The sequence below is a fragment of the Halobacillus yeomjeoni genome (assembly GCF_020171525.1).
In the GTDB taxonomy this organism is placed as follows: domain Bacteria; phylum Bacillota; class Bacilli; order Bacillales; family Halobacillaceae; genus Halobacillus; species Halobacillus yeomjeoni.
Genome location: NZ_JAIVAI010000001.1, coordinates 1,136,810 through 1,151,303 on the forward strand (window position 1 = coordinate 1,136,810; position 14,494 = coordinate 1,151,303).

A 14,494-nucleotide genomic window follows, 5' to 3' on the forward strand; every position below is an offset into this window, starting at 1 on the left:
AAAACATTAATCATCTTGTAGAAGCAGCTGGATATTAAAAAAACTGAAATCCGCGCATGGTGAGCTTACTAAAAAAGGTCACCCCATCCTTCCTTACTCCTCCATCTCAACTAAAGATTTAACGGGAACGCGAATGTCGTCATGCCCCTCCTTGAATACCACAAAGCTTAGCTCTTTCACCTCATCTTTATCCCACTCGATGACAAAAGACCTTGGTTCAGCGATATCCGCGCATCCACCCGAACTCATTTCCTGATCGAGATCAACATGAATTTCGGTTTCTTTTTTCTTTATACTACTTACCACAGATTTACATGAAGACTCATATGTACCTATGAAAATCACTCCTTTATCCTTGAATTCCATCTCCTTCGGTTTCCCTTGGAAATTGTAATAATTCCATAGTTGATCGAGCGTAGAAGAATCGGACGCCTTCATGACGAGATACTGCCGCGTATTCCTTTCCTGTTCATACGCTACCTCGTGAAATTCATCAGGCAGAACGCTTTCTGTAACGACCACACTGGAATCATTACCTGTACAACCCATTAAGAACACTATAAAAAGTAGTGAAATCAACCATCTTTTCAAAATAAAACCTCCCTTATGATTTTCATTTGGGGCTGTTTAGACTTATGGTGTTGGTGATCATCCGCTCCTAGGCTTAAGACCGAGGGCGATCTTTCTGTTAAAATTATACTTATCATCCTATCATACAACCGTTATTTTTTGACTGAAAATTAAAAAAGAGTAAACCCAAAATGGTTTACTCTTTCAAACTGTTACTTCTGCAAGTATTCCAATGCTTCCTGGAACGTGTCGACCGGAACGATCTTCATATCTGTTCCGATATCTTCTGCCGTTTCTTTAGCCATTTGATAGTTGGAGTCTTCCCTGCCTTCTTCGTTCGGTGCAAAAAAGACGTCGATTCCTTTGTCAGCTGCAGCGACGACCTTCTTATCGATGCCTCCGATGCGCCCTACATCGCCATCATAATTGACTTCACCTGTACCTGCGATCAGCTTTCCTCCTGTCAAATCGCCTTCTGTCAATTGGTCATAAATTTCGAGCGAGAACATCAATCCGGCACTTGGGCCGCCGATTTCACCACTTTTCACCTTCACTTCAGGATTTACTTTGATAGACCGGTCGGTTACGAGAGATATACCGACTCCGACCTTGTCGGGGGTATCCGGGAAAGGAGCGAGTTCGATATCTTTTTTCAGCGTTTCGCCATCACGGTTCACCGTCAAGGTTACTTTTGAACCTTCACCCATATCACTCACATAATCGATCAAGTCTTTGGATTCCTGGATTTCCTTCCCATCCACAGCCGTAATTTCATCGCCCGATTTCAGTTTCCCTTCTGCAGGCATTCCTTCTATTACACTCATGACGTATACACCTTCATAATTGATAGTGATGTCACGGTCTGCGGCTTTGTATGCCACTACTTTAGCCGCTTCCTGCGAGGACTCCATCATTTTAAGCTGGGCATGGTGGTACTCTTCCTCTGAAATTCCTTCAGGATAGATTTGATCTATGGAATACACCTGGTGATAAGGTCTCAGCTTCGCCCATACCCATTGAAGGGGAGTCGCCTGCCCTCCTCTGACAGTCACTAAATGCATATCCCCTTCACTCTTATACCCGTCTACAACCTCGACAATGGGATCTAATGCATCTGCGGTACCCGGTTTATAAATATAAAAAGGAAGCCTGTATGCTCCCAGAAAAGCTGCAATTAATATGGTAATAATGGCTGTAATCAGAATGCGCTTGTTTGCCTTCATCTTTATGACTCCTTCCATCCAGCAAGTGTTCGTTTTATTTCATCCAGCTGAGCTTGAGCTGCCTGCTCTCCTGCCTCGACGATTTTTTCAATTTGGGTGAATGCTCTGGAACTGTAACTGGAGACATCGGGACGGATCATGACATCGGCATCCGATGACACACCCATAGCCGTGACCAGTTCATCCTGCATGATATCGATACTTTGAATGATGACATCATAAATCGAATTGATATTCGGGTCGGAGTCAAAATGAGCACAATCGACAGCAATGACAATATCCGCTCCCATTGATTTGACGACAGACACCGGTACCCGGTCCATGACGCCGCCGTCGATATAAAGGCGGTCATCGATCCTTTCAGGTACGAATATACCAGGAATACCGATACTTGCCCGGACGGCATCACTTGCTGGTCCATCAGTGAATATCTTCTTTTCTCCGGCGTAGAGATCCGTCGCGATGACGGCCATCGGTATTTTGAAGTCTTCGATGTTTTTCCCAAATGTAAATAAACGGATATATTCCTTGAGCCTTCGTCCTTGAATAAAACCCATTTTCGGAACAGTGAAGTCAAGGTAATATTTCCGTTTGAACGTAAACGCCAGTTTATACATATCTTCGACTTGCTGGCCTGCAGCAAAAAAAGAGCCGACAAGAGCTCCCATGCTGCTTCCTGCTACCATATCTACGGGAATGTCATTGTCCTTCAGCACTTTCAACACGCCTAAATGTGAAAATCCGCGTGCTCCTCCGGAACCTAAAGCCAAACCGACCTTTGGACGCTTCACTTGACATTCCTCCTTCGCCCTTCACTATATTTTATGGAATAAACGATTCACATATGAGCGTACAATTTGTATAGAGTAGACAAGTCTTTTTTTCTGACAAATCTATACCCATTCTACTATGGATGATTCTAGAAGTACAGAAAACCGCTAGTCATAAGGGGGTTTCGACCATTTCAATGCTGAAAACATTGTGGCTGACTTCAGTGAGCCTCTCCCTGGCGATATCATTGATCCTTTTTCCTAAAGAAGTGCTCGCTGCAAGCATCAGAGGATTGAGTTTATGGTGGGAAATCGTCTTCCCATCCCTTCTCCCTTTTTTCGTAACAGCTGAACTGCTGATTGGTTTCGGAGTCGTTCATGGCCTGGGGGCCCTTAGTGAACGATGGATGCGCCCTCTCTTCAATGTTCCAGGCTCTGGAGGCTTCGTCTGGGTCATGGGTATGGCAAGCGGTTACCCATCAGGGGCGAAGTGGACGGCCGATTTGAGACGGAAAGGCCAGATCTCCCAAGTGGAGGCCGAACGCCTCGTATCCTTCACAAACGCTTCAAGTCCCTTGTTCATTTTCGGGGCTGTGGCAGTCGGTTTTTTTCACGACCCTTCCTTGGGTGCATTGATCGCTTTCGCCCACTACGGAGGAAATTTCCTTGTAGGAATAGGGATGAGATATTATAAGCGGAGAGAAGATCGATACGCCTGGGTGAGAGATAAGACTTCGCCTTCGTGGAGAGAAGCTATCCATCGCATGCATCATTCCCGTTTACAAGATGGCCGTTCCCTGGGACGTCTGATGGGAGATGCCGTGACCAGGTCTGTGGATACACTGCTTATGGTCGGCGGTTTCATTATGTTATTTTCCGTTTTGACTGAGCTGTTGAAGCAGACCGGACTGATCCATCTCATTTCACATTTATTATCCTGGACGCCTCTGCCTGAGACCTTCCATGCGCCTTTGATGGCTGGAATGCTTGAATTGACAACGGGAATCGGTGCAATCACTGCGACCCATGAACCGCTTCTTTCCCAATTGATTCTAGTGAGTTTCATCTTGGGATTTCACGGATTTTCCATCCAGGCACAAATAGCCAGTCTGCTTGCGGATACAGATATCCGTTTCAAACCTTATGCACTGGCAAGAATCGGGCAGGCTTTCTTATCAGCCTTCCTCGTCATACTCGGTTATTGGTTGTATCAAAACACGGAATGGTTTAATCAAAGTCTACCCATTTGGAATCCGAGGGAAACGTTCACAGAGCCGATTATGGAAGCATTTGAGACGTTTGGGCCTCCCTTCACTCTAGTGATGATTTCAACAATGGTTCTCATCAGGGTGATGAAAGATGGCATGGTCAAATAAAAACAACCACTGCGGCAGATTGCGCAGTGGTTGTTTTTATGTGTTTTAACTATTGAACTTTTCCTCTAAAGCCTTCTCAACAGCAGGTGGTACAAGATCTGAAGTGTCCGCTTTATGTCTCGCCACTTCCTTGACGATACTCGAACTCAAGAACGAATATTGATTATTGGTCATCATGAAGAACGTTTCAATTTCTTCGTTCAACTTCCGGTTCATCGATGTGATCTGCATTTCATATTCAAAGTCACTGACTGCTCTCAACCCTCTGATGATGGCCTGGGCATTCTTCTCTTCAGCATATTCCATCAACAATCCTTCACAGGAATCCACGGATACGTTATCCATATCCTTCGTGACCTCTTTGATCAATGCAAGACGTTCCTCTACGTCAAACAACGGTGATTTGCTTTGGTTATTAAAGACCGCGACGATCAAATGATCAAAAACTTTAGCTCCTCTTTGGATGATATCCAAGTGTCCATATGTAATCGGGTCGAAGCTCCCCGGACAAATAGCCAGACGTGTCATATGCTTTCCTCCTTACTGAAAAATCGATACACCTATATTTGTTCCATAATGATCTGTTTTTATGAGGTTCAATCTCCCCACCGATTCAGGAATTTCTTCAGATGCGTCATGTTCACAGACGACGACGCCACCCTCAGCTACTAATTGGTGTTCTAACAAAGCTTCCATAAGTTCTTGATAAGAAAACTTTTTATAAGGAGGATCCAAGAAAATATAGTCAAAAGTCAAACCTCTTTTACCAGCCGCTTTGATTGCTCGATATGCGTCCGTTCTGAAAACCTCTACTCGATCTTTGATGTTCAATAAACGGACGTTTTCGTGTATGGTACGGATCGCTTTCGGTTGTTGATCGACAAAAACACAGGAATCCGCTCCGCGACTCAAGGCTTCGATCCCTAAGCCACCGCTTCCTGCAAATAAATCAAAGGCCCGTCCACCTTCAAAATAAGGACCGATGACATGAAAGACAGCTTCCTTCACTTTATCAGTCGTAGGACGAGTTTGATGAGTCGGTACTGATTTCAATTGTCTTCCTTTGAATTCACCAGAAACCACGCGCATGATTCAAACACCTCTTTAGTCATCATTCTACATAATCCTACCATAAAAAGAACCTTTCAGGAAACTTCACTGAATGTAAGCAAAATATATTGATACATGAATATTTTAACAATCCGTTGTCCATACTAGCTGATGAAGCGGAACAAACTGCTTCTGAAAACGGAGAAGGCTTACATCCCCATAAGTACTTCCTCCGGTTTCTCCTCTCCCTTTACTTTTTTACACCCTCGGATAGAGTGTAAAAAAGAAGGGCTGTCCATTCGGACGGCCCTATTTTTTTTGCATAAGAATCATATTCTGTTTTTCTACTATGTCTACACCTAAAAGATCTTTCACATACTGCTCTTTCATGAAAATTTGATTATCAATCTTCACCAGTAAGTCAGAGGCGACTCCGAACTCCTGCTCATTTTTTATGAAGATCGACTGGTCTTTGTAAAAACGGTACTCGTTATTCGGAAGTCTGACCCGGTAGGAGTTTCCTTTGTTGAATTCCGTCACCGGGTATTCTAAAGAATTTGTCAGTGCTTTGAAAGGATAGTAGACGTTCTTCTTCCAATTGACAGCTTTCCAATCTACTTCTTCCCCATCTACCAAGAGTGTTTTTGGATAGGTGAAGTAGAGAGGTGTTTTTCCTTCGTTCTCCTGAACCTGCTTGAAAAACTCCACATCCATCCCTTCAATTTCAGAGAGTGCTTGATCGGCAGCAGTCACTATGGAATCTGTGTCCTTGACTTTCAATAACTCCTGCTTCAACTCTTCACGCTGCTCATCATTGAATTGGAATGGTAATCGCTCCATAGGTCCACTTACTTCCCCTTGGTCGTCAGAGGTGAATATGATAGTGGATAACGCATCAACGAGCCATTTTTCATTCTTGTCCGTATACAGACTTATGAACTGCTCGAACATCACCCGGTCCATATTCGGAACACTTCGGTCTTTAAAGGCCAAATAATATTTATTCGATACAGCTTCTTTTTTATCCACTTCTACTATTTTCGGAGGATAATCCACAGCCAGTTGATTGTAATTCTTTTTAAAAGCATCAGACAGCGGCTTTTCTTCAGGGAACGTGACCACTCCTTTAGTTCCCATCCAGAAATCACGGTTTTTCTCTACCAATAAAAGTGGAAATGAAGCCTGATTGACTGCAGAGAATTGATGGAATCGTACATACTCTTGTCGAATGTCTGAAGTCTTTTCAGACAGACCTGCCCAGGTCCTGTCCAAATGGATGTAGTCCTGAATCGCTATGGTGTAGGAAAAATCCACAGTCTGATCGTTCTTCTCCAGGTCCATCATCCAATCCATGAGACGGTCGCGTTGTAACGGTTCTCTTTGATAGGAAATCGTAAGTGTCTCTTCGTTTTCTAAATGAACGGTTGGCGTATTGTTTCCATCCATGATCCGGCAGTCTGCGCCGGATTCCAGGGTGCAATTCAACTGTGATGACCCTTCCGGAAATATAAGCTTATAAGTCCCTGGTTCAATCGATTTGTATAAGGAAAGGACTCCCACTCCCTCTTCTTTGATCGTGACCGTTACTTCTGCGGTATCCTTCTTTTCATTCGAATCATGATTTTGTACAAACGTCCATTGATAGAGGAGGAGCAAAAATGAAATAGATATCAGCGTCACGAATGTTATCCAAACCTTTTTCATAATTTCTCCTCCCTTCTCATTAATCTACTACTATTGTAGCAGAACTGATAGAAGATAGAGAGAGTTCACAACCCTTTCTTTTCGTGCTAATCTTAGGATTAGATGCGAATTGGAAAGGAAGAGTTACATCATGATACAAAAATTCATCGAGCTCGGAGAAGGATATGCAGACATCTATGAATTGATTGAAATCGGTTCACGGATGCCTGAACGAATTGAGCATGCAGTAGCCTTTTATTGTGAGAAAAACGGCGAACCGCAAGCATCGCTCGCCCTGATCATGAAGCCGACAGCAAATCAAAAGTTTCAGCCGATTTACATTTGCCGTGAGGGGATTCCAAATCCTCATGAAAAATCGAATCAACGTTTCGATCTTTTTCAGGAAATGACACATAAAGCAGGTAAAGAAGTGGCAGAGTTCACCATCAAACCATCGAACGTCTTCCCGGAAACCGATTTGTTTTACCAACATTTGATCGGTATTTTACGGATGAACAAGTTCCTTCCACCTTTATCTTAGACCCTTCATCGAACGAACTTCCATTTACCCGGAAGTTCGTTTTTTTAAAATTTTTCTGAAGTCCGTTATCGATATTTTTAACGATTTGATTTCTTATACGTCTGTAGTTTCGGCCGTTCTTTAATCAGCGGCTGTGAGGGAAGGGAAAACAGTCCGCTTTCCGCGGGGAACGCTGAGCCTCCTCGAACTCTGTTCTCCGGGGTCTCACCTTGTTCTTTTTTCCCGCAGGAGTCTCCCTGTTTTTTCATCTGTTTAAAAACAATCAACCCGAGCGTAATTGAAATCAGCCAGCTTGTTAAACCCCATCAGGAAAATAAATAGGAAGAATTCGCCACCCAGAGCATTCCGACAACTGCATAAAAAAACATTAAAACCGAAGCTGTTCCTTTCATCTCGCGCCCTCCCGTGTAATGAATGCCTTACTACAAAAACACTTAACCTTGTGTACGTAGAGCCGTTTAGTTTTTACCGTCTAAACTCACTCAAGGTTCTCTTTAGTCCAATAAAAAGGGCATCCGTTTCTTGACGGATGCCCTTCTTTGTTAAATTCCCATTTTATAATCATACTGTTTCGCTTTGTCAGGTTTCGCGTTCTCGAAGTCTGTCCGGACCTCAGGTTTATAAGAAGGAATCACACGGGAAACGTATGGTAGACGATCCAATTTTTCCATCTTATATTCTAGATCCTCCTGGTTGACATACAATAACGCATATTTATGCTTTTTGGAAGCATGGATAAGATGCCCATGTTTCTTGATCTGCCTGACATTTTTCATATGTTGAAAATATACGATGATGCCTTGACGTTTCGTTTTTATCATGGCGACTCCCTACTTTATCAAGTATTTAACGTCAGTTTACCAAATGTATCAAGTTTCAGCAATCATTCCTGACAGGAAGGAGTAGAATCCATTGATGACTGATCATGAACGCGCCTTTGAAATTTTTGAAACTCAACTGACCCGTCATTCCGACCTGGCTTCTGTCGTCTTTAAGACTTTCACCGGTCTTCCGTTTGTATATATTGAACCAAAGCCGGAAGTTACGCGTACAGAGGTCGAGGATATACTAAAAGTATGTGCGGCGAAGGCAATGAGAGGAAAACGCCTGACTCTTGCGATGAGTTTCGTTCGCAAAAATCAGGCGTCCTATGTGTACCGTGTTCGATTTTTGGTTCCTCAACGAAAAATGTTCTGTTGTGGAAACCTATGTGATGACTGCATCCGGTTCACCCATTAAGAGGCACAACCGCAGCTTCCTCCACTTCCGCAGCCGCCACTGCAGCCTGTATCTGTCAAAGCCATGCCGTTTTTCGGCACTTTGATCTGTTCACTGACACTGAAGGCTACCATTTCACTGATTTCATCAAGAAGCTTTTGAAGTTCGCGCTCCGCTTTTTTGAACAAAGCGACTTTTTCATGCATGTCCATTTCCCGTTTAACGGTACGGACTTTTTTCATGATTGAATTATAGTCCGGATGATATCTCCCGAAACGCTGGACATCTTCATAATGCTCCTTCATATCAGCGAACTGCTTGATGAGCCTCTGGGCCTCTTTATCTTGTTCCAGCTCGCGCTTGGCTTGCTGGTAATTATGCATTGTATCTGAATTCATGACCATTTGGCCAATCTCTTCTGAACGGTCAAGTAGATCGACAATTTCCATTGTAGCTAGCATGTAACATGTCCACCTCCATAACCATCTTATCAAATGGGACAGCAGATTGAAATGAATGATTCCTACCTACTGCCCCAAAAATTAATAATAAGGGTACTGCATTTCTTCACGCTTGGCTTTTGACTCCTTTTTCACATTGGAAATCAATTGTTGAAATTGTCCAATTGCCCCATTCAAATCCTCGATATGTCGGCTGACCTCCTGCCAGTCGATTTCTTCCATCAATGTCCCCAGCTGTTTGATCCAATCCATCTTGTTCCCGGGCTCTTCTTTTTTCACAGAAGGCAGAGAGCTCCAGAAAGGATCATCCTCCCCCAATATGACCCACTTTTCATAAAAACTCTGAATCAACTTATGATCCTTCCTCAATTTCTCTTTTACCTTCGGATGATCATTTACGAATTTCTTGAATTGCTGGACACTTGGATGTAAGGATTGTTTACTCATAAGCACCACACCTCACTGTTAAAACTACAGTATAGCCTATGCGGGCCTTTTGGGGACGTTCATGGTAACGTCAAGAAATTTTGTGTGTAATACCTTTGATACACCCCCACCCCAAGGTGTGTATAGGCAGGCTCAAGCATCGCTTTCCTGTGACCGGGGCTGTTCAGCCATCCATGGACGGCTGCTGTCGCATCAACATACTGAGCTGCAATATTCTCTCCTGCTTTTATATAATTAATTTCTTCAAGACGATCTTTTAAACTGTCACCATTCAATGAGTAGTGGGAAAAATAGTTGTTCACATTCATGTCTCTGCTATGTTTGAAAGCGACAGCAGACGCCCGTTTATGACCGGAAACGGCCCTTAGTCCATGACTGGAACGGATGTAATTCGTCATCGCCTTGATCTGTCGTTCCACTCCACTCTCAATGGCTTTCCAATCTTGACGATTCAGATTTTCCGGAATTGGCAATTCGCCCCGATAAACTACACGGTAGGGCTGAAGCTTCAATAATATATCATTTCTGATGACCCTCACAGCAAACAGCTGATCGGTCACATTATCGAAGTACAATTGAGCGGTCCACTCTTCCCCCACCCTGACAAGTGGTCGTTCTTGGATATCCCTCTCCGTCAGTTCCAGGGTGTAGGCTCCCTCGCTATCAAGTGAATACTTTTCATCAAACGTGAACTCTTCTTTTATTTGTTGATAGTCCTGCCCAATTTCAAAAGTCCCTTCATCCGTCTTCCCATCAAAATAAATGCCGGTCACTACTTGTCCTTCTTCAAAGCCTAGTTGTAAAAATGGATCTTTTTCATAAATCCACCATTCATACCCGAATTCACTTGGATCCACCCGGTCAGGATCTCCCAATATGGCTAAGATTTCTGACTCCGTAGCTCCCATGTATGAAGGAGAAAAATTCTGCTTAGAATCTTCATCAGGGACTGCCATCGTCTCTTGTTCTGCTGCCGGCATGTCTTCTGCTTTGCCTGCACCCGTATCCACTTGGCCTTCATTATTGAATAGCAGGAAGAATAGAAAAGATGCTCCGATGAGAAGAATGAACACCCCTGCTTTATTCATACCCAGCCCCTCCTTATCCGTCTATTAGTTAAAGTATAATCGCCAGTAAACGTTGCTATGATTATATTATAAGAGTAAAAGGACATCAGCTGTTCAAATGAATGATGTAAACATACGAAAAATAAAAAGACCTGCACCTTGCAGGCCTTTGATGATATGAATTAGTGGAGTTCTGGACGTTCAGAAATATCCTGAAGAGCTTCTCCCGCTGCTTCATCAGACATCTCCTCGATAGACAAGTCACCTAATGAAATGATCCCCATCAATTGTCCATTCTCTACGACAGGCAGACGACGAACTTGGTGTTCAGCCATGATCCTGCTCGCTTCCTCCAAAGAACATTCAGGTGTACAGTGGAATAAATGATCACTCATGACCTGTTGCAGCGGAGCACTATCCGGCCTTTTATCTGCATAACCACGGATGACCAAGTCACGGTCGGTCACCATCCCCATCAAGTTGCCCTGCGTGTCACAGACGGGCACAGCACCAATATTTTTCTGCTTCATCAATGAAGCTGCATCTGAAAGACAGTCATCCGTACGACAAACGGATACATCACTAGTCATAATGTCTTTTACGCTTTTCATGATAGATCCTCCTTTGAATAATTCAACATCGTGATTAGTGTGCCCGTTTTGTAAAATTTATTACATGCAACCGATGTCCGTTTATAGTATAATAAAAGAGCTGAAGTCGATATTAAGAAGGAAATCGGCTCTGAAAATCAGACCAATTGCAAGTTGCATGGTTTCATACTAAAATTAGTGAAGATACATACTTATTTGTGAGGTGGAAGAGATGAAATTAGAAGGTACTGGTATAGATGGTCTAATGGTTGATTTCGGTCCATTGACTGAACTGATGGAGAGAAACGGATTCATTTTGGGTGGATCATGGGATTACGAACGCGTAACTTATGATTATAAATTGAACGCACCTGAAAAGAACATTACGTATTATATCCGCATTCAAGGATATGCCATTGAAGGAGATGTCGACAAAGGGAATGCTGTCATCCGTCTGATGACACCTTTACTTGGCCGCCACTATTATCCTCATGGTATAGAATATGGGGAACAAGAAGGATTTTCTGAAGCGATTATTGAAAAAGCGAAAACATTGATTCAAAAAGTACAGGGACCAGCTGAAAAATACCACAGCCAGGTTCCGGAACATATCGTTCTTGAGAAGCTGAAGAAATGGGCGGAAGAGAACCAGAACCAGGAAGTACTTGAGAAAGTAAAGGAATTGTCTAATAACCCGGACAACCACAAATAACTCAGACGACTTGATCATGGTTCACAGGGATCTTACAAAGGAGTCGCACATCATTCTATAATGGTGAGCGGCTTTTTTTTAAAAGTCCCCTTCTACTGCATCATTTAAGGGAAAGGAGACTCTTACATAAATTGTTTCGACTCTTAACGAAAAAACAATGGATAATCATTACTCTCTTACTCGTACTTTTGGTAGCCAGTTACTTCATTCTCCCTGTTTCTATTCCCTTAATTTTGGCCTTTGTTACAGCACTATTCCTGAATCCGACGGTCAGATGGATTCAGTTCCGCTTTAGAATCAACCGGAAAATGGCTGTGACACTCGTCTTTCTCTTATTCGTAATCGCTTTGGGAATACTGGGAACGTTTGCAGTCACAAGAGCTGTCGCTCAAATTGTCCAACTGGCGGATAATGCACCGGAATATATCAACCAAATCAATAATGTGCTCTTGAACTGGCAAAGCAACATGGACAGTTTTACTCAAAACATGCCTAAGGAATTTGTTGATAAACTGTCCCAGGAATTGACTAATGCAGTCGATCGCACCACTGAAACCATTTCCGAGAAACTCCAACTCGGAAACATAGCGGCTGCTGCAACGATGATTCCTGAATACTTGGTGAGCTTACTTGTTTATTTGATTGCATTATTCTTATTCATGCTGGAGCTTCCTCGTCTGAAAGAGAAAATGCATGACCAATTTACAGAAGCGACATCCGAGAAAGTTAAGTTCATGAATGCACGCCTGGCTTATGTCGTTTTCGGCTTTCTGAAAGCACAATTCTTAGTGAGTATTTTTATTTTCATCGTAACGCTCGCTGGATTGTTATGGATTGCACCTGAAGTTGCTTTGATCATGTCACTGATCATATGGCTGATCGACTTCATCCCAATCATTGGATCTATCGTGATATTAGCACCATGGTCGATTTATATGCTGCTTATCGGAGATATTTCAACAGGTACAAAACTTGCGGTGCTGGCTATCGTATTATTAGCGATCCGCCGTACCGTTGAACCGAAAGTGATGGGCAGACATATCGGCCTCTCCCCTCTGGCTACCCTGATAGCGATGTACCTTGGACTGCAGTTGATCGGGCTGCTTGGATTCATACTCGGTCCACTTGTTGTCATCGCCTTCAATTCAGCTAAAGAAGCCGGAATCATCAAATGGAATTTAAAACTCTGATCAATAGAAAAGGCTGGAGCGCATCGCTCCAGCCTTTTTATAATTCTTTTTTCTTTTTACTTTCAGTGTACTTGACGTTCTTAACTTTTTTAAAAACCAATACGTTTCTGTCCCGCTTCGTGTGATAAAAGCCATTGTTAATCAACACTTTTTGTGAAGCGATATTATTCTTATCACACTGCGCTTCTACGCCTTTCACTTCAGGATCCTTGAAAGCCCATTGACATAAATGATCGACAGCTTCTGAAGCAAAGCCCATGTTCCGCTCTGATGCAACGATATGGTAGCCGATTTCAACAATACCATTATCATCCGGCTTCCCCTTAAATCCAATATCTCCTATGACATGATCCCCATTGATGTCCATTATCACCCAAGGTCCGAATCCTACCTCTGTCTCATCCCGCTCAAGTTTCTCGGAATAAATAGGAAGCAGCGCTTTCAATCCTGGATGAGGCCAGTTTTTATTCCATGGTATTTGGTACATGTAATAAAAAGCGAGAGAATTCTTCATCAGGGTTTGTGCTAATTCAAGGTTTATAGGGATCAGATGTAATCGGGGTGTTCGTAAATTCATGAATATGCATCCCTTTCTTTATGTATATAATTTCGACTTACAAAACTATATACCTTTTAAGAGCCAAAATTAAACAATATTCGATAAAGTCTCTCCATTCCTTACATCTTTTCTTCATTTCCACCTTCTTTAAAGAAGTCGAAAGAGCTCGAATAGACACTGTTATTGCTTGGTGTTGCTATTTCATTCGTTAGCTTGTCTCAACTCTCTCCGTCCTGGAATTTGTATGAGGCGGTTTTTGGAATGCTCGTTTTCCGTGGGGTAACATGAACCCCACAGGAGTCTTCCTATTCCCAATGCCACCTCTTCAAAATAAGTGGACGTTAAAATCAAATACTCATATAAAGAGAAGGCCGTTACACCGACTACGAAAGGGAAGGGCAAAGAAAGGACCTAAACCACAATCCCCGACGGGTGGACTAGAAAAAATTAATTAAGATATCAAACAGACGTTAACAGAGCCAAATGTTTTATACCTTCCTTTCGAAAGTATAAAAAAAGCAACGACTCTTTAGTCGTTGCTTGATCTGTTAAGTTCCTAGGATCGCTTTGATCATACTTGTCGTCGTTCCACCATCATAGATGATGTAAAGTAACAAATAAACCATGACTCCTGTGATGGCTGTGCAGAACCAGATGATACTCGTCACAGGTCCGATTTTTCTATGTTTGACGATCTTACGTTTGAACGCATAAGTCAGTGTAACGATTCCGAATACAGCACCGACGGTTGCTAGGATGATATGGAATATCAAAAAGATCGTATAATAGATTTTGATGTCATCAGGCCCGCCGAAGCTGGTATTCCCTACAAACACAGTACGACTTAAGTAAATGATGAAAAATGTCAGGGCACTTACAGCCGCAGCAATCATGACACCTTTGTGGGCTTTACGTTTATTTTTTACAATAAGCACCCAGCCGATGGCTACTAATACTGCACTAAGCACGATGAACGTGGTGCTCAGTGTTGGTAATAATGGTAAAGACATACATCCACCTCTTCATTCTTGAATCTT

Annotated in this window: 18 protein-coding genes; 5 read left to right on the forward strand and 13 right to left on the reverse strand. The window is 42.8% G+C overall.

Going from position 1 to position 14,494, the window contains the following annotated elements; all coding sequences use genetic code 11:
* Nucleotides 1-93: 93 nt before the first annotated feature.
* The 3 genes from LCL89_RS05905 to LCL89_RS05915 all read right to left on the reverse strand — a co-directional run bounded on the left by LCL89_RS05905 (nucleotide 94) and on the right by LCL89_RS05915 (nucleotide 2,584).
* Nucleotides 94-591 (reverse strand): putative periplasmic lipoprotein, encoded by a 498-nt coding sequence (locus LCL89_RS05905; RefSeq protein ID WP_224808655.1) that lies wholly within the window; start codon nucleotides 589-591, stop codon nucleotides 94-96.
* A gap of 191 nt (nucleotides 592-782) precedes the next feature.
* Nucleotides 783-1,793, reverse strand: a complete 1,011-nt coding sequence (locus tag LCL89_RS05910) for a SepM family pheromone-processing serine protease (RefSeq protein ID WP_224808657.1) — start codon at nucleotides 1,791-1,793, stop codon at nucleotides 783-785.
* Nucleotides 1,794-1,795: 2 nt separating this feature from the next.
* A complete protein-coding gene (locus tag LCL89_RS05915; protein WP_224808659.1) occupies nucleotides 1,796-2,584 on the reverse strand; it encodes a patatin-like phospholipase family protein in 789 nt (262 codons plus the stop codon).
* Nucleotides 2,585-2,760: 176 nt separating this feature from the next.
* Between LCL89_RS05915 and ylbJ the strand changes: the two genes are divergently transcribed.
* Nucleotides 2,761-3,939, forward strand: a complete 1,179-nt coding sequence (gene ylbJ, locus LCL89_RS05920; RefSeq protein ID WP_224808661.1) for a sporulation integral membrane protein YlbJ — start codon at nucleotides 2,761-2,763, stop codon at nucleotides 3,937-3,939.
* A gap of 45 nt (nucleotides 3,940-3,984) precedes the next feature.
* Here the strand turns inward: ylbJ and coaD are convergent, their stop codons facing one another.
* From coaD to LCL89_RS05935, 3 genes are all read right to left on the reverse strand, one after another.
* A complete protein-coding gene (gene coaD / locus LCL89_RS05925; protein ID WP_197315664.1) occupies nucleotides 3,985-4,467 on the reverse strand; it encodes a pantetheine-phosphate adenylyltransferase in 483 nt (160 codons plus the stop codon).
* Nucleotides 4,468-4,479: 12 nt separating this feature from the next.
* Nucleotides 4,480-5,028, reverse strand: coding sequence for a 16S rRNA (guanine(966)-N(2))-methyltransferase RsmD (rsmD, locus tag LCL89_RS05930; protein ID WP_224808672.1), 549 nt, complete (start codon nucleotides 5,026-5,028; stop codon nucleotides 4,480-4,482).
* Nucleotides 5,029-5,298: 270 nt separating this feature from the next.
* A complete protein-coding gene (locus LCL89_RS05935) occupies nucleotides 5,299-6,693 on the reverse strand; it encodes a hypothetical protein (protein ID WP_224808675.1) in 1,395 nt (464 codons plus the stop codon).
* 130 nt (nucleotides 6,694-6,823) lie between these two features.
* On the opposite strand from LCL89_RS05935, the gene LCL89_RS05940 reads away from it, so the two are divergent.
* The gene (locus LCL89_RS05940; protein ID WP_224808677.1) at nucleotides 6,824-7,213 is read left to right on the forward strand and encodes a DUF7147 family protein; all 390 of its coding nucleotides are present in this window, start codon (nucleotides 6,824-6,826) and stop codon (nucleotides 7,211-7,213) included.
* 542 nt (nucleotides 7,214-7,755) lie between these two features.
* Here LCL89_RS05940 and LCL89_RS05945 read toward each other — a convergent pair.
* On the reverse strand, nucleotides 7,756-8,034 hold the full coding sequence (locus LCL89_RS05945) for a YlbG family protein (RefSeq protein WP_197315660.1): 279 nt from the start codon (nucleotides 8,032-8,034) through the stop codon (nucleotides 7,756-7,758).
* Between the two features lie 94 nt (nucleotides 8,035-8,128).
* Between LCL89_RS05945 and LCL89_RS05950 the strand changes: the two genes are divergently transcribed.
* Nucleotides 8,129-8,452, forward strand: coding sequence for a hypothetical protein (locus LCL89_RS05950; protein WP_224808679.1), 324 nt, complete (start codon nucleotides 8,129-8,131; stop codon nucleotides 8,450-8,452).
* Here LCL89_RS05950 and LCL89_RS05955 read toward each other — a convergent pair.
* The 4 genes from LCL89_RS05955 to LCL89_RS05970 all read right to left on the reverse strand — a co-directional run bounded on the left by LCL89_RS05955 (nucleotide 8,449) and on the right by LCL89_RS05970 (nucleotide 11,017).
* Nucleotides 8,449-8,892, reverse strand: a complete 444-nt coding sequence (locus LCL89_RS05955) for a YlbF family regulator (RefSeq protein WP_224808690.1) — start codon at nucleotides 8,890-8,892, stop codon at nucleotides 8,449-8,451. The two genes, LCL89_RS05950 and LCL89_RS05955, sit on opposite strands and share 4 nt — an antisense overlap.
* Before the next feature lie 81 nt (nucleotides 8,893-8,973).
* Entirely contained in the window at nucleotides 8,974-9,339 is a 366-nt protein-coding gene (gene ylbD, locus LCL89_RS05960) for a spore coat protein YlbD (protein WP_197315657.1), read from the reverse strand.
* A gap of 59 nt (nucleotides 9,340-9,398) precedes the next feature.
* Nucleotides 9,399-10,427 carry a CAP domain-containing protein gene (locus LCL89_RS05965; protein WP_224808693.1) on the reverse strand — a complete coding sequence of 343 codons (1,029 nt, stop codon included), beginning with the start codon at nucleotides 10,425-10,427 and terminating at the stop codon, nucleotides 9,399-9,401.
* 161 nt (nucleotides 10,428-10,588) lie between these two features.
* Nucleotides 10,589-11,017, reverse strand: a complete 429-nt coding sequence (locus LCL89_RS05970; RefSeq protein ID WP_224808695.1) for a CBS domain-containing protein — start codon at nucleotides 11,015-11,017, stop codon at nucleotides 10,589-10,591.
* A gap of 211 nt (nucleotides 11,018-11,228) precedes the next feature.
* Between LCL89_RS05970 and LCL89_RS05975 the strand changes: the two genes are divergently transcribed.
* Complete coding sequence (locus LCL89_RS05975) at nucleotides 11,229-11,708, forward strand: YugN family protein (protein WP_318245601.1); 480 nt, start codon at nucleotides 11,229-11,231, stop codon at nucleotides 11,706-11,708.
* A 131-nt stretch (nucleotides 11,709-11,839) separates the two neighbouring features.
* Nucleotides 11,840-12,898: a sporulation integral membrane protein YtvI gene (gene ytvI, locus LCL89_RS05980; protein WP_197315653.1), complete on the forward strand. Its 1,059-nt coding sequence runs from the start codon at nucleotides 11,840-11,842 to the stop codon at nucleotides 12,896-12,898.
* Nucleotides 12,899-12,935: 37 nt separating this feature from the next.
* On the opposite strand, the gene LCL89_RS05985 is transcribed toward ytvI, so the two are convergent.
* Entirely contained in the window at nucleotides 12,936-13,475 is a 540-nt protein-coding gene (locus LCL89_RS05985) for a GNAT family N-acetyltransferase (RefSeq protein ID WP_224808697.1), read from the reverse strand.
* A gap of 530 nt (nucleotides 13,476-14,005) precedes the next feature.
* Nucleotides 14,006-14,467, reverse strand: coding sequence for a DUF420 domain-containing protein (locus LCL89_RS05990; RefSeq protein ID WP_197315651.1), 462 nt, complete (start codon nucleotides 14,465-14,467; stop codon nucleotides 14,006-14,008).
* Nucleotides 14,468-14,494: the final 27 nt, after the last annotated feature.